General features: G+C 74.1%; 17 protein-coding genes. 11 read left to right on the top strand and 6 right to left on the bottom strand.

The genetic code is table 11. The features are described from left to right. The first annotated feature begins 280 nt into the window (after positions 1-280). Together ACF07N_RS22985 and ACF07N_RS22980 are read left to right on the top strand one after the other, a co-directional pair. Positions 281-1,378, top strand: a complete 1,098-nt coding sequence (locus ACF07N_RS22985; RefSeq protein WP_383332545.1) for a mechanosensitive ion channel family protein — start codon at positions 281-283, stop codon at positions 1,376-1,378. A gap of 185 nt (positions 1,379-1,563) precedes the next feature. Then, the gene (locus tag ACF07N_RS22980; protein ID WP_392115921.1) at positions 1,564-3,783 is read left to right on the top strand and encodes an NADP-dependent isocitrate dehydrogenase; all 2,220 of its coding nucleotides are present in this window, start codon (positions 1,564-1,566) and stop codon (positions 3,781-3,783) included. A 78-nt stretch (positions 3,784-3,861) separates the two neighbouring features. Here the strand turns inward: ACF07N_RS22980 and ACF07N_RS22975 are convergent, their stop codons facing one another. Then, on the bottom strand, positions 3,862-4,203 hold the full coding sequence (locus ACF07N_RS22975; protein WP_392115919.1) for a DUF5713 family protein: 342 nt from the start codon (positions 4,201-4,203) through the stop codon (positions 3,862-3,864). A 47-nt stretch (positions 4,204-4,250) separates the two neighbouring features. Between ACF07N_RS22975 and ACF07N_RS22970 the strand changes: the two genes are divergently transcribed. After that, positions 4,251-5,039, top strand: coding sequence for an N-formylglutamate amidohydrolase (locus ACF07N_RS22970; protein ID WP_392115916.1), 789 nt, complete (start codon positions 4,251-4,253; stop codon positions 5,037-5,039). A gap of 68 nt (positions 5,040-5,107) precedes the next feature. Beyond that, positions 5,108-6,331: a cytochrome P450 gene (locus ACF07N_RS22965; RefSeq protein ID WP_392115913.1), complete on the top strand. Its 1,224-nt coding sequence runs from the start codon at positions 5,108-5,110 to the stop codon at positions 6,329-6,331. A 25-nt stretch (positions 6,332-6,356) separates the two neighbouring features. Here the strand turns inward: ACF07N_RS22965 and ACF07N_RS22960 are convergent, their stop codons facing one another. The 3 genes from ACF07N_RS22960 to ACF07N_RS22950 all read right to left on the bottom strand — a co-directional run bounded on the left by ACF07N_RS22960 (position 6,357) and on the right by ACF07N_RS22950 (position 8,931). Beyond that, entirely contained in the window at positions 6,357-6,848 is a 492-nt protein-coding gene (locus ACF07N_RS22960; RefSeq protein WP_383332592.1) for a hypothetical protein, read from the bottom strand. 14 nt (positions 6,849-6,862) lie between these two features. After that, positions 6,863-7,438 carry an RNA polymerase sigma factor gene (locus ACF07N_RS22955; protein ID WP_383332555.1) on the bottom strand — a complete coding sequence of 192 codons (576 nt, stop codon included), beginning with the start codon at positions 7,436-7,438 and terminating at the stop codon, positions 6,863-6,865. A 62-nt stretch (positions 7,439-7,500) separates the two neighbouring features. Next, a complete protein-coding gene (locus tag ACF07N_RS22950) occupies positions 7,501-8,931 on the bottom strand; it encodes a S8/S53 family peptidase (RefSeq protein WP_392115910.1) in 1,431 nt (476 codons plus the stop codon). 140 nt (positions 8,932-9,071) lie between these two features. Here ACF07N_RS22950 and ACF07N_RS22945 point away from each other — a divergent pair, with 140 nt between their 5' ends. Then, a complete protein-coding gene (locus tag ACF07N_RS22945; protein WP_392115907.1) occupies positions 9,072-11,678 on the top strand; it encodes a CHAT domain-containing protein in 2,607 nt (868 codons plus the stop codon). A 502-nt stretch (positions 11,679-12,180) separates the two neighbouring features. Here ACF07N_RS22945 and ACF07N_RS22940 read toward each other — a convergent pair. Beyond that, complete coding sequence (locus ACF07N_RS22940; protein ID WP_392115904.1) at positions 12,181-13,914, bottom strand: LuxR C-terminal-related transcriptional regulator; 1,734 nt, start codon at positions 13,912-13,914, stop codon at positions 12,181-12,183. A gap of 96 nt (positions 13,915-14,010) precedes the next feature. Between ACF07N_RS22940 and ACF07N_RS22935 the strand changes: the two genes are divergently transcribed. Continuing rightward, a complete protein-coding gene (locus ACF07N_RS22935) occupies positions 14,011-15,093 on the top strand; it encodes a M12 family metallopeptidase (RefSeq protein ID WP_392115901.1) in 1,083 nt (360 codons plus the stop codon). Positions 15,094-15,214: 121 nt separating this feature from the next. Here ACF07N_RS22935 and tal read toward each other — a convergent pair whose 3' ends face one another. Beyond that, on the bottom strand, positions 15,215-16,351 hold the full coding sequence (tal, locus tag ACF07N_RS22930; protein ID WP_392115898.1) for a transaldolase: 1,137 nt from the start codon (positions 16,349-16,351) through the stop codon (positions 15,215-15,217). A gap of 885 nt (positions 16,352-17,236) precedes the next feature. Here tal and ACF07N_RS22925 point away from each other — a divergent pair. From ACF07N_RS22925 to ACF07N_RS22905, 5 genes are all read left to right on the top strand, one after another. Beyond that, positions 17,237-18,406 (top strand): 3-deoxy-7-phosphoheptulonate synthase, encoded by a 1,170-nt coding sequence (locus ACF07N_RS22925; protein WP_383332565.1) that lies wholly within the window; start codon positions 17,237-17,239, stop codon positions 18,404-18,406. 69 nt (positions 18,407-18,475) lie between these two features. Beyond that, on the top strand, positions 18,476-19,246 hold the full coding sequence (locus ACF07N_RS22920) for a 2,3-dihydro-2,3-dihydroxybenzoate dehydrogenase (RefSeq protein WP_383332567.1): 771 nt from the start codon (positions 18,476-18,478) through the stop codon (positions 19,244-19,246). Between the two features lie 42 nt (positions 19,247-19,288). After that, positions 19,289-19,912, top strand: coding sequence for an isochorismatase family protein (locus ACF07N_RS22915; protein WP_383332569.1), 624 nt, complete (start codon positions 19,289-19,291; stop codon positions 19,910-19,912). Beyond that, a complete protein-coding gene (locus ACF07N_RS22910) occupies positions 19,909-21,873 on the top strand; it encodes an anthranilate synthase family protein (RefSeq protein WP_392115893.1) in 1,965 nt (654 codons plus the stop codon). Before ACF07N_RS22915 ends, ACF07N_RS22910 begins: the two co-directional genes overlap by 4 nt. Continuing rightward, on the top strand, positions 21,842-22,191 hold a 350-nt coding region (locus ACF07N_RS22905; protein ID WP_392115890.1), incomplete at its 3' end, for a chorismate synthase. The genes ACF07N_RS22910 and ACF07N_RS22905, both read left to right, overlap by 32 nt.

Below are 22,191 nucleotides of genomic sequence, written 5' to 3'. Positions count from 1 at the left end.
TCCGCCTCCGGCGCGGGACGGCACGGGTCGTACCCGCACCTGTGGGAGAGGCCACATGACAGTACGTCATGTGCGCCGATTCACGCTCCGCTCACCCCCGTCCGCGGTACGAACCCCCGTACGGGATGCGGCAGGATGAACGGTCGGACCGGCCGCGGGTCAGGGTGGCCGGGCACCGACGGAGATTCCGTACACGAGCAGGGGACGACGTGACGACACTTCACATCCGGCCGCCGGCGACGACAGCCTTCGCCGCGCTTCTCCTCCCCGGGGGTGACCGGTGAACCGGGCGCTCACGGTGGACGATCTGCTCTTCGCCGGCATCGCCCTGGCCTCGGGCCTGCTGGCGGCGTTCGCGCTGCGGATCCTGCTGCGCTGGCTGGGCGGGCACGCCGACCGCACCCGCTGGAGCGGGGACGACGTCATCGTGCACGCGCTGCGGGCCGTGGTGCCGTGGGCCGCGGTCGTGGGTGGCGCGGCGGGCGCGGCGGCGGTGCTGCCGCTGACGCGGACGGTGCAGCACCACACCAACCAGGTGCTCACGGTGCTGCTCATCTTCGTCGCGACGGTGTCGGCGGCGCGGGTGGTGGCCGGGCTGGTGCGGTCGGTGACCCAGTCCCGCTCCGGGGTCGCCGGATCGGCCACGATCTTCGTCAACATCACCCGGATCCTGGTCCTGGCGATCGGTTTCCTGGTGGTGCTGCAGACGCTGGGGATCTCCATAGCCCCGCTGCTCACCGCCCTCGGCGTCGGCGGCCTGGCGGTCGCGCTGGCGCTGCAGGACACCCTCGCCAACCTCTTCGCGGGCATCCACATCCTCGCCTCCAAGACCGTCCAGCCGGGCGACTACATCCGGCTCAGCAGCGGTGAGGAGGGCTACGTCGAGGACATCAACTGGCGGCAGACGACGATCCGCAACCTGTCGAACAACCTGGTGGTGATCCCCAACGGCCAGCTCGCCAAGGCGAACATGACCAACTTCATGCGCCCCGAGGAGCAGCTGACCATCCTGCTCCAGGTGGGGGTGGCCTACGACAGCGACCTGGAGCACGTGGAGCGGGTCACCAACGAGGTGATCGCCGAGACGATGCGGGACGTCGAGGGGGCCGTGCCCGACCACGAGCCGATCATCCGCTTCCACACCTTCGGCGACTCCCGCATCGGCTTCACCGTCATCCTGGGCGTGGGCGAGTTCAGCGACCAGTACCGGATCAAGCACGAGTTCATCAAGCGCCTGCACAAGCGCTACCGCGCCGAGGGCATCCGCATCCCCGCCCCGGCCCGGACGGTGACCCTGCAGCAGGGCGCTGCCGTCATCCCGCAGCAGCGCAGCGGCGGGCTCGAACCCGGCGAGGTGCCGTCGGTCCGCTTCGACTGAGCGCGCGGTGTCGCCGGCCGTGATCCGCGCCACCGCGGTGGTGACGGCCGGCGACACCTCGTGCCCGGCTCGTCACGGCCGGTCGGCCGGTTGCCCGAAACCCGTCGCCGACCCCTGTCGAGCCGAGGTCGATCACGAGATATCTTGATGTCGAGCAATGTTGCAGACGTGGAGCGGAGCACCCGGTGACTGACTCGACCATCATCTATACGCACACTGACGAGGCCCCCGCCCTGGCGACGTATTCCTTCCTGCCGGTGGTCCGGGCGTACGCCTCGCAGGCGGGTGTCCCGGTGGAGACCCGCGACATCTCGCTGGCCGGGCGCATCATCGCCGTGTTCCCGGAGTACCTCACCGAGGACCAGCGCATCCCGGACGCCCTCGCGGAGCTGGGCGAGCTGGCCAAGACGCCCGCCGCCAACATCATCAAGCTGCCGAACATCTCGGCGTCGATCCCGCAGCTCAAGGCGGCCGTCGCCGAGCTGCAGGGCCAGGGCTACGCGCTGCCGGACTACCCGGACGACCCGAAGACCGACGAGGAGCGCGAGATCCGCGCCCGCTACGACAAGGTCAAGGGTTCCGCCGTGAACCCGGTCCTGCGTGAGGGCAACTCGGACCGCCGCGCCCCCGCCTCCGTGAAGAACTACGCCAAGTCCCACCCGCACCGCATGGGCGCCTGGTCCGCCGAGTCCCGGACGAGCGTGGCGACCATGGGCGAGAACGACTTCCGCTCCACCGAGAAGTCCGTGGTGATCGCCGAGGACGGCGCGCTGCGCATCGAGCTCGTCGGCGACGACGGCACCACCACCGTGCTGCGCGAGTCCGTACCCGTGCAGCGGGGCGAGGTCGTCGACGCCTCCGTGATGCGCGTCGCCGCGCTGCGCGAGTTCCTCACCGCGCAGGTCGCCGAGGCCAAGGCCCAGGGCGTGCTGTTCTCCGTGCACCTGAAGGCCACGATGATGAAGGTCTCCGACCCGATCGTCTTCGGCCACGTGGTGCGCGCCTTCTTCCCGAAGACCTTCGCCCGGTACGGCGACCAGCTCGCCGCGGCCGGCCTGACCCCGAACGACGGTCTGGGCGGCATCTGGAAGGGCCTGGACGCCCTGCCCGAGGGCGCCGAGATCAAGGCCTCCTTCGACGCCGAGCTCGCCGAGGGCCCGGAGCTGGCGATGGTCGACTCCGACAAGGGCATCACCAATCTGCACGTCCCGTCGGACGTCATCATCGACGCCTCGATGCCGGCGATGATCCGCACCTCCGGCCACATGTGGGGCCCGGACGGCCAGGAGCACGACGCCCTCGCGGTCATCCCCGACTCCTCCTACGCGGGCGTCTACCAGGCCGTGATCGAGGACTGCAAGGCCAACGGCGCCTTCGACCCGTCCACGATGGGCTCGGTGCCGAACGTCGGCCTCATGGCGCAGAAGGCCGAGGAGTACGGCAGCCACGACAAGACCTTCGAGATCGCCACCACGGGCACGGTCCGCCTGGTCGACGGCAACGGCACCGCGCTGATCGAGCAGGCCGTCTCGGCCGGTGACATCTTCCGCGCCTGCCAGACCAAGGACGCGCCGATCAAGGACTGGGTGAAGCTGGCCGTCACGCGCGCCCGCGCCACCGGCGACCCGGCCGTGTTCTGGCTGGACGAGACCCGCGCCCACGACGCCAACCTGATCGCCAAGGTCAAGACCTACCTGGCGGAGCACGACACCGAGGGCCTGGACATCCGCATCCTGTCCCCCGTCGAGGCGACGAAGCTGTCGGTGGAGCGCATCCGCCGCGGCGAGAACACCATCTCCGTCACCGGCAACGTGCTGCGCGACTACCTGACCGACCTGTTCCCGATCCTGGAGCTGGGCACCAGCGCCAAGATGCTGTCGGTCGTCCCGCTGATGGCGGGCGGCGGCCTGTTCGAGACGGGCGCGGGCGGCTCCGCCCCGAAGCACGTGCAGCAGCTGGTCAAGGAGAACTACCTGCGCTGGGACTCCCTCGGTGAGTTCTTCGCGCTGGTGCCGTCCTTCGAGCAGTACGCCAAGGTGACGGGCAACGCCCGCGCCCAGGTGCTGGCCGACACCCTGGACCGGGCCACGGCGACCTTCCTCAACGAGGACAAGTCCCCGACCCGCCGCGTCGGCGGCATCGACAACCGCGGCAGCCACTTCTACCTGTCCCTGTACTGGGCGCAGGAGCTGGCGCGGCAGACGGACGACGCTGACCTGGCGAAGGCGTTCGCCCCGCTCGCCGAGACGCTCGCCGCCAACGAGCAGAAGATCGTCGACGAGCTGGGCGCCGTGCAGGGCAAGCCGGTCGACATCGGCGGCTACTACCAGCCGGACCCGGCGAAGGCCGCTGAGGCCATGCGCCCGTCCGCCACGTGGAACGAGGCCCTGGCGTCCCTGAGCTGACGTCCCGCCCCTGCACGCGGACTCCGCCCCGGCCGGCACTGCCCGGCCGGGGCGGAGGCGTCCCCGGCCGGCCGCGTCTCACCAGTCGCGGGTGGCGATCAGTTCCTCCACGTCGGCGTCCGCGAAGCCGTAGGCCCGGGCGACGAACCAGAAGTCCTCCGCTATCGCCTCCCGCGCCACCGTCTCGATCTCGCTGCCGGCCTCCTCGAAGGCGCTCTGGAGGTCGTTGAACTCCTCGGTGGCGGCCTGGGTCAGCGGGTACAGCGCCGGCAGGCCGGCGGGCCGCTCGGTCTCGATGCGCGCGCACAGCCGCAGCAGGATCTCCCGGCCGCGGTCCAGGACGTGGCCGGGGTAGTAGTCGTCGGCGTAGAGGGCCTTCAGGAACGGGTGCGTGGCCACTTCGTGGTTGCGGAGGGACATGCTGCGATCATGCACCAGGCCACTGACAACCGCCCCGGAGCCGCCCCATGACCCCTGCCGCACCGTCCTTCGGGCTGCTGCCCGGCGACGACCGCTCCCCGGTGATCCTGCACGTGCCGCACTCCGCCCGCGGCATACCGGACGACGTCCGGGCGGGCATCGTGCTCGACGACGAGGCGCTCGCGCGGGAGCTGGACCACATCACCGACGCGCACACGGCCCGGATCGCCGAGGTGGCGGCCGGGCGGGCCGGGGTCACGCCCTGGCGATTCGTGAACCGGCTGTCGCGGCTGGTCGTCGACCCGGAGCGGTTCCCTGACGAGCGCGAGGAGATGCGGGCCGTCGGGATGGGCGCGGTGTACACGCGGACCACGCACGGCGCGGTGCTGCGGCCCGCGGACACCGATCCGCGGCCACTGGTCGAGCGGTACTTCGAGCCGTACGCGGCGGCGATGACGCGGGCCGTGGCCGATCGCCTCGCGGCCACCGGGCGGGCCGTGATCATCGACGTGCACTCCTATCCGAGCCGGCGGCTGCCCTACGAGCTGCACGGGGACGGGGTCCGGCCGCCGGTCTGCCTGGGCACGGACGCGTTCCACACGTCTTCCGGACTGCTGGGTGCCGCCCGGGAGGCGTTCGGGCGGACGGAGCTGGACAGCCCGTTCAGCGGGGCGTACGTGCCGCTGGAGTTCCACCGGCGCGAGCCGCGGGTCGAGGCGCTGATGGTGGAGATCCGCCGGGACACCTACATGACCGAGCCGGGCGGCCCCGCCGGACCCGGTCTGGAGCGGCTCGCCGGGGCGCTCGCCGGCGTCGTCGACGCGGTGTCGCGCTGAGGCGCGGGCGTCACCGGCTGGAGCACTCCGGCGCGACAAGCGGACGGGGACGCGGCGAGGGTGGGTGCATGACGGAGGAGATCACCACGCTGACCGGTCAGGCCCCGCCCCCGGTACGGGACTGGCCCGCCCTCGACCTGGACGGGACGGACTTCGATCCGGTCCTCGCCGAGCTGATGCGCCAGGGACCGCTGACCCGCATCCGGCTGCCGTTCGGCGAGGGCTGGGCGTGGCTGGCCACCCGCCACGAGGACGTCAAGCTGATCACCAACGACCCCCGCTTCAGCCGCGCCGAGGTGACGAAGCGTCAAGTGACGCGGATGGCGCCGCACTTCAAGCCGCGGCCCGGTTCGCTGGCCTTCGCCGACCAGCCCGACCACAACCGGCTGCGCAAGGCCGTCGCCGGGGCCTTCACCGTCAGCGCCATGAAGCGGCTGCGGCCCCGTGCGCAGGAGATGCTCGACGCGCTGGTGGAGGGCGTGGTGCGGGACGGGCCCCCCGCCGACCTGGTCGAACGGGTCCTGGAACCCTTCCCGATCGGCCTGGTGAGTGAGGTCATGGGGGTGCCGGCGGCCGACCGGGAACGGGTGCACGCCTGGACCCGGCAGATCATCTCCACCTCCGGCGGCGCCGAGGCGGCGGAGCGGGCGAAGAGCAGCCTGTACGGGTGGATCACGGAGACGATCCGCTCCCGCGCGGACAGCACCGGCGAGGACGTGTACTCCCTGCTGGGCGCCGCCGTGGCGCGCGGCGACCTGGGCGAGACGGAGGCGATCGGTCTCGCCGGGCCGCTGCAGATCGGCGGTGAGGCCGTCACCCACAACTGCGGGCAGATGCTGTATCTGCTGCTCACCCGGCCGGAGTTGATGCGCGCCTGGCGGGAGCGGCCCGAGGCCCGCGACGCCCTCCTGGACGAACTGCTGCGCTACGTCCCGCACCGCAGCTCCGTCGGCCTGGCGCGGATCGCCCTGGAGGACGTCGACCTGGGCGGGCACCGCATCCGCGCCGGCGAACCCGTGTACGTCTCCTACCTCGCCGCCAACCGCGACCCGGACGTCTTCCCCGAGCCGGACCGGATCGACCCGGGCCGAGCCCCGAACCCGCACCTCGCCTTCGGCAACGGACCCCACTACTGCACCGGGGCGGTCCTGGCCCGCCTCCAGACCGAGCTGCTGCTCACCACGCTGCTGGAGCGCCTGCCGGAGCTGCGCCTCGCCGTCCCCGCCGACCAGGTCGCCTGGCGGCGCAGGACCATGATCCGGGGCCCGCGCACCCTGCCCTGCACGTGGTGAGGCACACGGCTCGGCGCGGGATTCACTAGGCGCGCAGCCACTCCGTGACGACCACGGCCCCGCCTGTGCGCAGCCGCAGCGCGAACGGGCCGGACGGAGGCGCGTGCGCGGTGAAGCGCCCCAGGTCGTCCGCCGTGAGCGGGACACCCGGGCGGGGGCCGCCCAGGACCTCGATGCGGGCCGGCTGCGGTGGCAGCACCTGTCCCAGCAGCCCGTCCGGGGTCACCTCGACGTCCACCGTCACCTCACCCGCCCGGAACGTCAGCATCCGGGGGGCGGCGGGGGCGCCCCGCACCGGGAGGGCGTCGACCAGCGAGTCGAAGGCCAGCTCGGCGACCTCCGCGTCCAGGTCGTGCAACGCGTAGGCGTCGACGGCCAGTTGCTGGAGCTCCGCGGGAACCGGGTCGAGGACGGCGGCGGCCCGCCGCAGCTCCTCCTCCAGCAACCCGTCGTCGAACTCGCCGTCGTCGAAGTCCTCGGCGCCGAAGAGGTCCTCGTCGTCGTCCCCGCCGTGCACACCGTCCCTGCCGCTCACATCGCCCCCCGCGCCTCTAGCCGGGCCCGCAGCCGGCGCAGACAGCGCTGCCGCAGCGGCCCGATGCTGCCCACCGCGATCCCGAGCGCGGCGGAGACCTCCTGGTAACTGGGCGGCGGTGTGGCCATCAGCAGCCGCAGCAACTGCCTGCAGCGCTCGCCCAGTTCCTCGAACTCCTGCCACAGGCGCCGCACCCGCTCGCTCTGCGCGGCGGCCTCCTCGGAGTCGAGCAGCGACTGTTCCGGCGTGCCGTCCTCGCTGACCCGGTCCAGCAGCCGCGGATCGTCGGTCAGGGTCAGCCGCTGCGCGCTCCTGATCACCTTCAGGCACTCGTGGCGCGCGGTGCTCGCCAGCCAGGCGCCCGCCTTGTCCGGCTCACGCAGCCGCCCGAGGTGCTGGGCGAAACGGAACCAGGCGGTCTGGTACACCTCGTGGGCGTCCGCGTCGGACAGCCGGTGGGCCCGCACCACGGACCACACCAGGGGGCTCAGCCCTTCCACGAGCGCCTTCCAGGCCGCCGCGTCGCCGTCGGCCGCGGCCTGGACGAGCGCGCCGGCATCAGTACGGTCCACGGCAGCCCCACCCCTCGTGTACGGCACGTCATCGTACGCCGAGAAGGGGGCGGCTCCGGCCCTCACAGGCCCGGAGCGCGGTGCACGACCGGCACCGGGCGCCAGGTGGGCGGACGCAGGGCCGGGACGGACACCCCGCGCACCTCCGCCGGCCCCGCCTCGGACGCCAGGAGCCGGCGCCGGGCGGCGCGCGGGTCGGTCTCCTTGTGCGCCGTCATGTGGGCGGCGACCAGGCCCGCGGTCACGGGGGTGGCGAAGGAGGTGCCGCTCCACTGCGCGTACCCCTCGAACATCACCTGGTCCGGCTTGGCGGCGTCGCCGTCGTCGCTCAGCACGCCGCTGTGGCGCGGGTGCCGGCAGGTGCAGTCGTAGCCGGAGCCGTAGCGGCAGGCGTCGTAGGTGGAGTGCTGGTACACGTACGGGACGGGTGTGTCGAAGCCGGTGAGGGCGCTGGTGAGGCGCTCGCCGGGGGCGTAGACCTGCACCCAGGGGCCGTGGTTGGTGAAGCAGGCTCCGCCCTCGCCGTCGCTGCGCAGCGCGCCGACCGACAGGACCGAGTCCTGCCAGCCGGGCAGGTCGGCGTAGGCGGCGGGCCAGAAGGGGCTGGAGCTGGCGTTGTTGCCGGCGGCGGCGACCAGCAGGGTGCGCTGCGCGCGCAGTTCCCGCATGAAGTTCTCCACGCCGAGCAGCCCGTCGGTGCGGCCGTTGGAGGTGCCGGCGGAGAGGCTGAGGATGTCGGGCCAGCCGTCGGCGTCGACGGCTTCGAAGAGCTTCTCCCCGAACTCCGACTCCAGAATGGCGCCCGCGTCGTTCAGGGTGCCGCGGACGGTGATGTCGGTGTTGGGCGCGACGGCGGCGACGAGCCCGGCGATGAACGTGCCGTGGCCGACGTACTGCTGGAGGACACCCTGCTCGTCGCACTCCTGGACCTGGGCGTCGCCGTGCGTGTGCGCGAGCAGCCCGCAGGAGCGGTAGTCGTGGGTGAGCCCGGTGTCGACGACGAGGACGCCGACGGCGGTGCCCGGGTCGTGGGCCGTGCCGGCGGGGGCCGGGTTGGGTGGCTCGCTGCGCGGGGCGGGGACCGGTTCGTCACCGGGGCAGGCGTTGACGGCGATGTGCACGACGTGGTTGCGGGCGACCATCCGGTGCCCGGCCCGTGCCTCGCGCTCGCGCACGGACCGCAGCGCCCGCATCACGGTGCGGTCGGTTCCCCGGTTCCCCTCGCCGGGGTCGCCGACCCGGATCCGGGTGACGCCGCTGCGGTTGGCGGCCGGGCCCGCCCGGCGGACCTGCTCCTGGTCGAGGTCGGGTGCCGCCGTGAAGTGGGCCCGCACGGTGTCCTCGACGATCTGCGCCTCCTCGCCGTCGCGGACGAGGATCACGCCCTTCTCGTACATGAACTCGGCCGAGTCGTCGGGTCCCGTCGCCAGGGGGACGCCGGGCATCGAGCGCTGGATCTGCTCGAACTGCTCGTGGAATCGCTGAGGTGCCATGGCGTGTCCTCCCGTTGGTGCGACGGCGTCGGCCGGTGCGCGAAGCGGTCGCCGGCTCTCCTCGGCAAGAGTCGCCCGGCGGGCGTTTGATACAGCGCCGCACCTGTGGGGTGCCGTTCGGTGGCACTACCATCCGAGGCGTGACAGCGGGAAGCGACGCGGTGCAGGAACTGCTGCCGATGGTGTTCGCCGACCCGGGCGAGGCTCTCACGAGGGCCCGGGCGCTGCTGGACGACGGCCCCGCGCCGCTGCACGCCTCCGTGGCCCACCAGGTGATCGGCATCTGGCAGCGGGACTTCGGCGATCTGCGCCTCGCGCTGCACCACCTGCGCAGGGCGCGGGAGTTCGCGGCGCGGGCCGAGTCGGCCGACCGGGAGGCGGACGTGCTGGCCACCACGGGCGTGGCGCTGGTGCACGCGGGCCGCACCCGGGAGGGCCTCGCCGCGTTCGAGCGGGGCGTGGCCCGCGGTGGCGGGCTGACCCGGGCGCGGGTGCTGTACCGGCGGGCGTACGTGTGGTGGGTGCTCGGCCACCATCGCGAGGCGCTGGAGGACGTACGCCGTGCCGTGCCCGTGCTGCGGCAGGCCGAGGACGTCATCTGGACGGCACGGGCGCTGACCCTGCGGGCGACGGTGCATCTGGCGCTCGGGGCGGTGGAGCGGGCCGAGGCGGACTTCACCGCGGCCGAGGCGCTGTGGGAGACCACCGGCCAGGAGCACGACAAGGCCGACGCGGTGGAGAGCCGGGGTCTGGCGGCGTTCCGCTCCGGGGACGTACCGGTGGCGCTGCGCCTGCTGGACGAGGCGGAGGAGCGGTACGCGCGGCTGGGCACACCGACGTTCATGCTGAACATCCGGCGCTGCGAGGTGCTGATGGCGGCCGGGCTGGCGCCCGAGGCGCTGGCCGAGGCGGACACCGCGATCGGCAAGCTCGACGGGATCGGCGGTCAGTCCACGCGCAAGGCGGAGCTGCTGCTGGCCGCGGCGCGGGCCGCGCGGCTGGCCGGGGACCCGCACACCGCGATCGCCCGGGCCGCCCTCGCGGTACGCCTGTTCGCGGGGCAGCGGCGCACCTGGTGGGAGACGCACGCCCGGCTGGTGCTGGCCGAGGCGCGGCACGCGGCCGGGCGCGGTTCGGGGCGGCTGGTCGCCGACGCCGCGGCGGTGGCCGCGAAGCTGGCGTCGTTCGGTGCCCCGGCCGCGCCGGAGGCGTCGCTGCTCGCGGGCCGGATCGCGCTGGACCTGGGCTGGACGCAGGACGCGGAGCGGCACCTGGCCGTCGCGGCGCGCAGCCGGCGCAGCGGTCCGCCGCTGGCGCGGCTGACGGGCTGGTCGGCGCAGGCGCTGCGGGCCCGCGCCGCCGGGTCGGCCCGGGGTGTGCTGGAGGCCTGCCGGCGGGGTCTGGACGTGCTCGACGGCCACCGGATGACCCTGGGCGCCTCGGAGTTGCGGGCCCGGGCCACCGAACAGGGCGCGGAATTGGCGGCGTTGGCGCAGCAGGCGAGTCTGGTCGCGGGCGGGCCACGGCGGTTGCTGGTGTGGAGCGAGCGCTGGCGGGCCACCGTGCTGGCCACGCCGCCGACCCGGCCGCCCGCCGACCCGGATCTGCTCAGCGGCATGACGGCCTTCCGGGAGATCGCCGCACGGGCGGAGGCGGCGCGGATGGAGGGCCGGCCGGTCGTGGCGCTGGAGCGGGAGCAGCGGCGGCTGGAGCGGGAGATCCGCTCCCGCACCCTCCACATGCGGGGCGAGGCGCCCGGCGGCGGGGACCGGTTCGACGCCGGGCGGCTGCTGGCGCACCTGGGGGATGACACCCTGCTGGTGGAACTGGCCGTGCTGGACGGGCGGGTGCACGTGCTGCTGTGCGGGCGGGGGCGGGTGCGCCGGTTCGAGGCGGGGCTGCTCGCGGAGGCGGAGCGGGAGGCCGAGCACGTGCAGGCCGGGCTGCGGCGGCTGGCGCATCCGGGTGCGGACGCGCGGCTGCCGGTGGTGGAGGCCGCCGGACGGCGCCTGGAGGAGCTGCTGCTGGGGCCGGCCGCGGGGCGGCTGGGCGGCGGGCCGGTGGTGATCGTGCCGCCGGGGCGGCTGCACCGGGTGCCGTGGGCGCTGCTGCCGTCGCTGCGCGAGCGGGTGCTCTCCGTGTCGCCGTCGGCGGGCAGTTGGCTGCGCGCCCGCCAGACGGTGCCGCCGCCGGACGGCCGGCATGTGCTGGTGCGCGGCCCGGGCCTGGCGACGGGCGGGGCGGAGGTGTCCGAGCTGGCCGGCCGGTATCCGGGCGCGACCGTCCTGGAGGAGGCGCGGGCGCGTGTGCCGCGGGTGCTGCGGGAGCTGGACGGGGCGGCGCTGGCGCACATCGCGGCGCACGGCACGTTCCGGGCGGACAGCCCGTTGTTCTCCTCGTTGCGGATGGCGGACGGGCCGATCGTGGTGCACGACTTCGAGCGGCTGGACCGGAGCCCGTACCGGATCATCCTGTCCTGCTGCGACACGGCCCGCTTCGCGACCGTGGGCGCCGACGAACTGCTCGGCCTGGTCACCGCGTTGCTGCCGCTCGGCACGGCCGGGGTGGTGGCGTGCAGCGCGCCCGTCAACGACGCCGCGGTGGTGCCGCTGATGCTGGCCCTGCACAAGGGCCTCGGCGCGGGCCTGTCCCTGGCGGAGGCCCTGCGCGACGCCCGCGCCGCCCTGCCGGGCGACGCCCTGCACCAGGCGACGGGGTGGGCCTTCTCGGCGTTCGGGGCGGCGTGAGGCGGCTGCGACGGCAGCGTGAGGCGGCTGCGGTGGGCTGTGACGGCAGACTGCGTCGCCCGCGGTGGGCTGCGACGGCAGACTGCGTCACCCGCGGTGGGCTGTCACGGCGGCTTGCGGCGGCTCTGCAGCTGCGGTTCTGGAGCGGCTTGCGGCACGCCGGGGGGCGGCTGCGCCTCACGGCGGGTGTGGCTCTGCGGCTGCGGCCAGGGGGCAGCTGCCGCGCCTTGCGGCTCTGGACGGCCGCGGCGGCGGATGCGACTGCGGCGGCGGGTGCGGCTGCGGTGCGGGGCAGGCGATCCGGCCGGGGGCACGGCACCTCGGCCTCCGCCGCACACGCAGTTGCCTCAATCCGGCCCCGCCGAGCACACCGTCACCCCCGCCCGACCCCGCCGGAGGCAACAGGCGGCCCGGCCCGTCCCCTGTTCGGGTCGGGCCGCCGGTCCGGGGGCTTGCGGGGCCGGTCCGCTGCCGGTCCGGCCACGTCGGCCGCGCCGGTGGGTCAGGCCGGCTGAGCCGCCGCGGCGTCCGTCAGCCACGGGAGGGCCCCGCGGTCGCCGGCGCCGAGCCGTGTGTAGGCGCCGTACAGGTGGTTGCCGACGGTGCGGATCGACAAGGTGAGGCGGTCGGCGATCTGCCGGTTGCTCAGGCCCGCCGCGGCGAGCGTGACGATCTGCCGCTGCCGGGCGGTGAGTTCACCGAGGGCCAGCCCGGACAGCGCGGGCGTGCGCGCGCCCTGGCAGCGCCCGGCCAGGGCCACGGCCCGGGCACGGGAGTGCCGGGCGGCGCGCGGGTCGCGGTGGGCTGCCACGGCCTGGGCGTGCGCCTCCGCGGCGAACAGCGTGAAGCCCCGCCGCTCCAGCTCCCCGGCCACCTCGTCGAGGGCCCGGGCGTCGGCGCGGGTGAGCGCGTCGGCGTGCCGGGCGAACACACCGCTCAGCCGGTCGATGACCTCCTCGGGCGCGCCGAGCCGGACGGCGTCGTACGGGTCGGCGAGGTCCGTCAGGGCGGTGCCGACACGGTCGTCCCGGCCGCCCGACAGGGCGACGGCCCGGTCGAGTTCGCACCGGCAGGGCGCGTTCCCGGGGTCGGCCCGCAGGCCTTCCCTCGCCCAGGCCGCGGCCTCCTTCACCTCGCCGCGCAGCCGGGCGAAGCGGGCACGTACGGCGGCGTACCCGGCGGGCAGGGGACCGCCCTCGGCGACCAGCCACTCCCCCACCGGCGTGGGCATCGCCCGTACGTCGTCCTGGTCGATCCGGCGGGTCAGCGCCGCGCGTTCGGCGTCGAGGGCCCGGGCCGGCTCCTGCGGTGTCCTGGCCAGCCGGCGGGCCCGCAGCCGGCCCGCCGCGGCGCGGAGCACCGGGCCGTACAGGGGGTGGGCGAGGCGCACGGAGCCCGTGTCGTCGACGTGGATCAGGCCGTCGGACTCCAGGACCTCGCAGGCCGAGAGGTCCAGCCCGGCCGGGTCCGCCGGCAGCGGTTCGGCGAAGGCGAGGCGGTCGAGGGTCTCGCGCTCGCGCGGGCAGGCGCGGCCGAGGACGTGGGCGGCGCGTTCGTGGACGGCCGGGGTCAGCGGCACCGGTCCCCGCCAGGCCCGCTCCCCGGTTCCCGGTACGGGCGTCAGCCGTGGGCGGACCGCGGCCAGCAGGTCGCGCAGCAGCCTGAGGTCGCCCCGGGCCAGTCCCAGCAGCCGCCGGGCGGTGAGCGGGTCGAGGGGTCCGGCTGCCTCCGTGAGCAGCCGGGCGGTCCGCTCCTCGGGCAGCCGTTCCAGGGGGAGGCGCGGCAGCAGTTCGCCGGTCCACAGCCGGCGGACGGCGCCGGGCACGGGGGTGCCGTCGGTGATCACCACCAGCAGGCGGACGCGGCCGTCCACGGCGAGCTGGTGGACCAGGGCGGCGGAGGCGTCGTCGAGCAGCTGCGCGTCGTCGACCAGGAGCGTGCGCACGCCGGACAGGAGTTGCACGGCGCGATGCAGGGTGACCGGTTCGGGCAGCAGATGCGCGAAGGCACCGAAGGGGATGGCGCGGCTCTCGGGCGTGCCGGCGGCGCGGGCGCAGTCGGTGTCGCGGACCGCCTCGGTGGCGAGCCGGGTCTTGCCGCAGCCCGCCGGACCGGTCACCACGATGCCGCGGCGGGCTCCGGCCAGGGACCTGCGCAGCAGCTCCAGTTCGTCCTCCCGCCCGGCGAACGGCCAGGGCAGCTCCAGCGTCGTCGCGTCCCTCTCGTAAGTCGTCACACCGTCATGAGCGCGGCTACTCACGTTTGATACAGGGCGACTTGAGTAGCCGCCGACTCAGGCGCCCGGCAGGGGCGGCACGGCAGGCTGTGGCCCATGACCGCACGCTACTGCTCGCTGGCCCAGGCGCCGGCGCCCGCCTTCGCACCGGGGCTGGCCGCCGAGCGGCTGGGCGCGCTGGTGAGCGGGCGGCGGATGTGGGTCAACGGCACGGTCCTGCACTACTGGTTCTTCGACGGCGGCAGTGACGCGTCGGTCATCCCCGTGCCGGGGACGGGGATGACGCGGCGGGTGCCGTGGTCCGGCGCCGAGGAGCAGCGGGACGTGGTGCGCGCGGGTTTCCGCCAGTGGCAGGACCTCGGCATCGGGATCTCCTTCGCGGAGGTCGAGGACCGCTCGGAGGCCGAGCTGCGCATCGGCTTCCAGGCCGGCGACGGCTCGTGGTCGGCGGTGGGCCGGGACGCGCTGCTGGCGGGCGGGCACGAGCGCACCATGAACTTCGGCTGGGACCTGACCGCGCCCGGGGAGCGCGCGACGGCCCTGCACGAGATCGGGCACGCGCTGGGCATGGTGCACGAGCACCAGAGCCCGTTCGCCGGCATCCACTGGGACGACGAGGCCGTGTACGCCGAGCTGGCCGGCCCGCCGAACCACTGGAGCCGGGAGCGCACGCACCGCAACATCCTGGTCAAGCTCGGCCCGGACGAGGCCAACGGCTGCGTCTGGGACCCGCAGTCGATCATGGAGTTCCCGTTCCCGCCGGGGCTGGTCCTGGAGCCGGAGCGGTACCGCGCGGGCATCGAACCGCCGGGCACCCTGTCGGCCGCCGACAAGGAGTTCGCCCTGCGCTGGTATCCGCCGGCGGAGCGGGAGCCGGCCGCTCTGGTGCCGTTCCGCTCGGTGCCGCTGGGGCTGGACCCGGGCGAGCAGGCCGACTTCGTCGTGGATCCGCCGGAGACCCGCACGTACACGCTGGGCACCTTCGGCGACTGCGACGCCGTCGTGGTGGTCTTCGAGGAGCGGGACGGGGAGCCGCGCTATCTCGCGGGCCGGGACGACGGGGGGACCGCGCACAACGCCACGATCGGCGTCCGGCTCGTGAAGGGCCGCCGCTATGTCGTCCGGGTACGCCTGTACTCCGCGTGGGGTGCGGGCGGGACGGCGGTGATGTGCTGGTGACGGCACGCGTCCGCCGCACGGACACCTGAGCCACAGTCCGGCACCGGGGGAACGGTCGGGGACGTCGCCCATGGGGGTGGGTGACGTCCCCGACCGCGCCACGCGGTCGAAGGCCGGGCGATCAGTCCCGGTGGGCCGTGTGCCGGCCCGCGTCCACGGCCGCGTACAGGTCGCGCCAGGCGGCCGCCAGCCGTTCGGTGCTCTCGGCCTCCAGCTTCCGCGCCACCTCGTCGCCGTCGACGCCGAGACCCTCCAGCCGGGCCCACACCTCGGCGGCCGCGCGGTGACGGCCCATCAAAGTGTCGCCGTTCAGGACGAGACGGCGGGCGGCCGCCTCCAGGGTGGGCCGGGTCATCGAGGTGATCGTGCCCCAGGTGACGAGCCGTTCCACGTACCGGGTGGGGGACGGCGACGGGCCGGTCGCGGTCGTGGCCGTCCACATCAGCCGCTGCGGATGGGCTCCCGCGGCGGCCAGGGGCCGCCAGCCGGCCCCGCCGAACCAGTCGTCGTACAGCTGGTACAAGTGCCGGGCGCGGGCCACGGCGGCCTCGCCGCGCAGCGCCAGGGCGTCCGGGGTGCCGAGTTCCGCCAGCCGGGCGTCCACCTCGGCGTCGAGCAGGGCCACGGGCAGGGACACGACCGAGGAGAGCGCCGCGAGCCGGCGGCCGTCGGCCAGGGCGCGCTGGAGGCCCTCCACGTAGGCGTCGAGGGCCTCGCGGTAGCGCGCCGGCGAGAAGACCCCGGTGACGTGGACGGGGAAGCCCTCGCCGACGCACTCCCTGATCGCGGCGATCCCCTCGCCGGTCGCCGGCAGCTTGATCATCGCGTTCGGCCGGTTCACCGCGCGCAGCGCCTGCTCCGCCTCCGCCACGGCCGAGTCGGCGTCGCGCGTGAGACGCGGGTCCAGGTCCATCGACACCATGCCATCCAGTCCCCGCGTGGCCTGGTACACCGGGCGGAGTTCGTCGCAGGCGCCGCGGACGTCGTGGGCCACCACCGCGCGCACCGCGTCCGCGGCGCAGATGTCGTCGGAGGCCAGGCACGCCAGCTGTGCCCGGTAGGCCTCGTGGGTCTCGACGGCCGCGGCCAGCACGGCCGGGTCCGAGGTGGCGCCGCGGACTCCCGTGCGGGCGATGAGACGGGCCAGGCATCCGGAGGTGAGGTGGCCCCGGTGGAATCCGTCCAGCCAGGGCGAGACGCCCTCCGCGACCAGTTCGTCCAGCTCCAGCCCGCCCGGTCGCCTCAGCCGGTCCGACATGGCGCGTCGTCACTCCTCGTCGCATAAGTCGCCAGTTCAAGCGTCACCGTCAGGTTATTCGCATGCACCCGAGATGAACTACGGGTGACGTGGCACATTGGCGCAAAGTGGTTCCGACATCGACTTGATGAAGTAGCGGCTATTTGACGAAGTTGACCGATCGCCATTGGGCCCGCCTTCGCTTTCGATACAGGATCGGGAGCGAACAGCCGGTCCGAGGTCCGGCACGGCCACTCCGTCTGCCGAGGGGGCACCGCGTGCACGAACCACATCGCCGCCTTCGACGGTTCCCGCGCGGGACCGCTCCGCACTCTGCCCGCCGATCGTCGCCGGAGGGCTCACCACCTGGGCGAACGACCGGTTTTTCGGTTGTCCGCCCGGCCCTGCCGCGCCAGGGGCGACGGCCGGACGGCGGCACGGCCGCCGGCCGGGCCGGGCCGCGCCCCCGGCCCGTGACGGTCGGTGCCGGATTCAGCGCCGCGCACCGGCGCCGGATGAACCGGAAAGCGGCACTTCTCGCCCGGTAACGCTTTTGCGGAGCAGGCGCCATTGTGTGCCGCCGCCGCCGGGTCCCCCGCAAAGCGAGCAATTCCCGCCGTGGCGTTCCGCGGCGTATCACGCCACCGGAGCTATCACCTGAGCTATTACGTGCGCCGGGCAATGCGGCAAGGGCCGCGCTCCGGCGCGCGGACGGGCACCACCCGCACGGAGCCGCGGCGGCGCCGCTCGTGCGGTTCGTCCGATGACCGGCGGCCCGGGGCCCGCCGCGGTACCACCCGGCCCCGCCGGCCTCCGTCCGAGACCCGCACGGCCGCGCAGTCACGGGGTTTCCCCTGCCCCGGCGATGGCGCGCCGCAGTCATGCCCTTCGCCAAAGGAGACACCAGTGGACGACGCTCTGCTCGACATCCAGGACAAACCGGCCAGGCAGCAGCCCGAGTGGGGTGATGCGTCACGGGTGCGGCAGGTCGCGGACACCCTGGCCCGCCGCCCGGCCCTCGTCGACGCCCGGGACGTCGACACGCTGCGCGCGCTGCTGGCCCGGGTCGCCTCCGGGGAGGCCCTGGTCGTCCAGTCCGGCGACTGCGCCGAGGATCCGGCCGAGTGCACGCCCGGTTACGTCGCCCGCAAGACCGCCGTGCTGGACCTGCTGGCCGGCGCGCTGAAGATGATCACGCACAAGCCGGTGATCCGGGTGGGCCGTATCGCGGGGCAGTTCGGCAAGCCGCGCTCCAGCCCCACCGAAGTCGTGGGCGGTGTGGAACTGCCGTCCTACCGGGGCCACATGGTCAACGGCCCGGAGCCCGACCCGGAGAGCCGGCGCCCGGAGCCCCGGCGCATCCTGGCCTGCTACCGGGCGGCGGGCGAGATCATGACCCACCTCGGCTGGCGGGACTCCGGGCGGCACGCCATCGAGCCGCCGGTGTGGACCAGCCACGAGGCGCTGATCCTCGACTACGAACTGCCCATGGTCCGCCGCGACGAGCAGGGCCGGCTCGTCCTCACCTCCACGCACTGGCCCTGGATCGGCGAGCGCACCCGTCAGCTCGACGGCGCCCACGTCGCCCTGCTGTCCCGCGTCGCCAACCCGGTCGCCTGCAAGATCGGGCCGAAGGTGACCACGGACGAACTGCTCGGTCTGTGCGAACGGCTCGACCCGGACCGGGAGAAGGGCCGCCTGACCCTGATCGCCCGCATGGGCGCGTCGACGGTCGCCGAGCGGCTGCCGAAGCTCGTGGCCGCGGCCCGTGAGGCCGGGCATCCGGTGATCTGGCTGACCGACGCCATGCACGGCAACACCGTCACCCTGCCGGGCGGCCTGAAGACCCGCTTCCTGGAGACCATCGAGCGGGAGATCCAGGAGTTCCAGGAGGCCGTGCGCTCCGAGGGCGGGATCATCGGCGGGCTGCACCTGGAGACCACCCCGGACGACGTCACCGAGTGCGTCCCGAACGACACCTGCGTCGAGCACGTCGCGGACAAGTACACGTCCTACTGCGATCCGCGCCTCAACCCCAGCCAGGCCGTCGCCGTGGCCTCGGCCTGGCTCGGCTGACAGCACGGGCATCCACCCCGCACGGCACGGGGCACGTTGGGCGAACACGCAGACGAGGAGGTCTGGAAGATGGACGGAAAGGTCGCACTGGTCACCGGGGCGGCGGGCGGCATCGGTGAGGCGGTGGCCCGCACGCTCGGCGAGCGCGGCGCGGTGGTCGCGGCCGTGGACCGGGACGCCGACGGGCTGCGCGGGGTGGTGGACAAGCTGCGCGCGGACGGCCTGGAGGCGCTGGCGCTGCCCGCCGACGTCACCAGCACCGCGGAGGTCGACGCCGTGGTGCGGGAGGCCGAGGAGCGTCTCGGCCCGCTGGAGTACCTGGTCAACGGTGCCGGTGTGCTGCGGCTGGGCACCGTGCGTGACCTGACCGACGAGGACTGGGCGACGACGTTCGCCGTCAACGCCACCGGGGTGTTCCTGATGTCGCGGGCCGTCGTCACCCGCATGCTGCCGCGGCGGCGCGGAGCGATCGTCACCGTGGCGTCCAACGCCGCGGCCACCCCGCGCGTGCAGATGGCCGCCTACGGCGCGTCCAAGGCGGCGGCGACCATGTTCACCAAGAGCCTGGGCCTGGAGGTCGCCCGGGACGGCATCCGCTGCAACGTCGTGGCACCGGGCTCCACCAGCACCCCGATGCTCACGTCGATGTGGCACGACGAGTCCGGCCCGAAGCACACGGTGGAGGGCCGGCTGGACGCCTTCCGGGTGGGCATCCCGCTGGGCAAGCTGGCCCGCCCCTCGGACGTGGCCGGCGCGGTCGCCTTCCTGCTGTCCGACGAGGCCTCCCACATCACCCTGCACGAACTCACCGTCGACGGCGGCGCCGCGCTCGGCGCCTGAGCCCCCTCCCCCGTGACCCGAGGCGACCAGGAGAACAAGCCCATGGCAGGCATACCCGAGATCACCCCGTACCCGATGCCGACGGCCGGCGACCTGCCCGGCAACGTCGCCCGGTGGTCCGTCGACCCGGACCGCGCGGTGCTGCTGGTGCACGACATGCAGCGCTACTTCCTGCGCCCCCTGCCCGAAGCGCTGCGCGAGGAACTGGTCCGCAACGCGCGCCTGGTGCGCGAGCACTGCGCCGGGCTCGGCATGCCGGTCGCCTACACGGCGCAGCCCGGCGGCATGACCGACGAACAGCGGGGCCTGCTCAAGGACTTCTGGGGTCCGGGCATGCGCACCGCCCCCGCCGACCGGCAGGTCGTCGACGAACTGGCCCCGGCCGACGGCGACTGGCAGCTCACCAAGTGGCGTTACAGCGCCTTCTTCCGCTCCGACCTGCTGGAGCGGATGCGCGCCGCGGGCCGGGACCAGCTGGTGCTGTGCGGCGTGTACGCCCACGTCGGCGTGCTGATGACCGCCGTCGAGGCGTTCACCCACGACATCCAGCCGTTCCTGGTGGCCGACGCGACGGCCGACTTCTCCGAGTACCACCACCGGCTGGCCCTGGAGTACGCGGCGCAGCGCTGCGCCGTCGTCGTCACCACCAAGGAGGTCCTGGCATGACCGGCACCGCGAGCGGCGACCTGCTCGGCCGGATCCTGGGCGACCGGCCCCCGGCCGCCTACGCCCTGCTGCACCGCCCCGGGGCGACGGGGCCGGGCGTGCTGGACGTCGTCACCGGTGAGACCACCGAGCCGCGCACCCTGGCCGAACTGCCCTTGCCCGACGCCCCGCGGCCGGCCGGCGGTCCCCGCCACGAGGTCCTGGCGCTCGTGCCCTACCGGCAGATCGCCGAGCGCGGCTACGACTGCCCCGACGACGGCACCCCGCTGGTCGCGATGACCGTCACCGGCCAGGCGACCGTGCCCGTCGCCGAGGTGCTGACCAGGATCCCCGACCTGCCCGTGGAACTGTCCGGCGGCCGCTTCGACACCCCGGACGAGGAGTACGCCGAGACCGTCCGCCGGGTCGTCCGGGACGAGATCGGCACCGGCGAGGGCGCCAACTTCGTCGTCAAGCGCACCTACACCGCCGACATCACCGGCTACACCCCCCGGCACGCCCTGGCGGTCTTCCGGCGGCTGCTGCAGCGCGAGAGCGGCGCCCACTGGACGTTCCTGGTGCACACCGGCTCCCGCACGCTCGTCGGCGCCTCCCCCGAGCGGCACATCAGCCTGCACGCGGGCACGGCGGTGATGAACCCGATCAGCGGCACCTACCGCTACCCCGCCACGGGCCCGACCCTGCCGCAGGTGCTCGACTTCCTCGCCGACCGCAAGGAGGCCGACGAGCTGTACATGGTCGTGGACGAGGAACTGAAGATGATGGCCCGGATCTGCGAGTCGGGCGGCCGGGTGGTCGGGCCCTACCTCAAGGAGATGGCCCGCCTCGCCCACACCGAGTACTTCATCGAGGGGCACAGCACCCGCGACCCGCGCGACATCCTGCGCGAGACGCTCTTCGCCCCGACCGTCACCGGCAGCCCGCTGGAGAACGCCTGCCGGGTCATCAGCCGGTACGAGCCCGAGGGCCGGGGCTACTACAGCGGCGTCGTCGCCCTGATCGGCCGCGACGAGCACGGGGGCCATGCCCTGGACTCCTCCATCCTGATCCGCACCGCCGACATCGATGCCACCGGACGGCTGCGGATCGGGGTCGGCGCCACGCTCGTGCGGCACTCCGACCCCGCGAGCGAGGTCGCCGAGACCGCGGCGAAGGCGGCGGGCCTGCTCTCGGCCATCGAGAGCGACGGGCCCTCCCGCTTCGCCGACCACCCGCGGGTCCGGTCGGCGCTGGAACAGCGCAACGCCACCCTCGCCGGCTTCTGGCTGGCCGGCGACGGCCCGGCGCGGCGACCGGATCCGGCGCTGAACGGCCGGCGGGTCCTGGTCGTCGACGCCGAGGACACCTTCACCTCGATGCTCGACCACCAACTGCGCTCGCTGGGGCTGCGGGTGACGGTCCGCCGCTTCGACGAGCCGTACTCCCTCGACGGATACGACCTCGTCGTCATGGGGCCCGGTCCGGGCGACCCGCGCGATGCCGAACACCCCAAGATCGCCCATCTGCGGGCCACGGTGCGCACCCTGCTGGACGAGCGGCGCCCGTTCCTCGCCGTCTGCCTCAGCCACCAGACGCTGTGCACCCTGCTCGGCTTCCCGCTGGTGCGCCGCGCGGTCCCCAACCAGGGCGTGCAGCGGGAGATCGACCTGTTCGGCACGCGGGAACGGGTGGGCTTCTACAACACGTTCGCCGCCCGCGCCGAGGAGGACAAGGCCGAGTGCGAGGGCGTGGGCGTGGTGGAGGTCAGCCGCGATCCCGGCACCGGTGAGGTGCACGCCCTGCGCGGCCCGCACTTCGCCTCGATGCAGTTCCACGCCGAGTCGGTGCTCACCCAGGACGGCGTGCGCGTCATCGGCGACCTGATCAAGGAGGTCCTCCCCGGCATGGACGGGGCCCTCCCCGGCGCGAGGGGAAAGGAGCGCGGCACCGTTGAGCAGGTTGCGCTGGCTGACCGCGGGTGAGTCCCACGGTCCCGCACTCGTGGCGACGCTGGAGGGTCTTCCCGCCGGCGTGCCGATCACCACGGACATGGTGGCGGACCATCTCGCGAGGCGGCGGCTGGGCTATGGCCGCGGTGCCCGGATGAAGTTCGAGCGGGACGAGGTCACCTTCCTGGGTGGTGTGCGGCACGGTCTGACTCTGGGTTCCCCGGTGGCGATCATGGTGGGCAACACCGAGTGGCCTAAGTGGGAGCAGGTCATGGCGGCCGATCCGGTGGACCCGGAGGTGCTGGCGGGGCTGGCGCGCAATGCGCCGCTGACTCGTCCGCGCCCCGGTCA

It is taken from the genome of Streptomyces sp. NPDC015242 (assembly GCF_043079125.1).
Classification (GTDB): domain Bacteria; phylum Actinomycetota; class Actinomycetes; order Streptomycetales; family Streptomycetaceae; genus Streptomyces.
The sequence above is the reverse complement of the archived record's forward strand: the minus strand, read 5'-3'. Positions and strand labels throughout refer to the sequence as shown.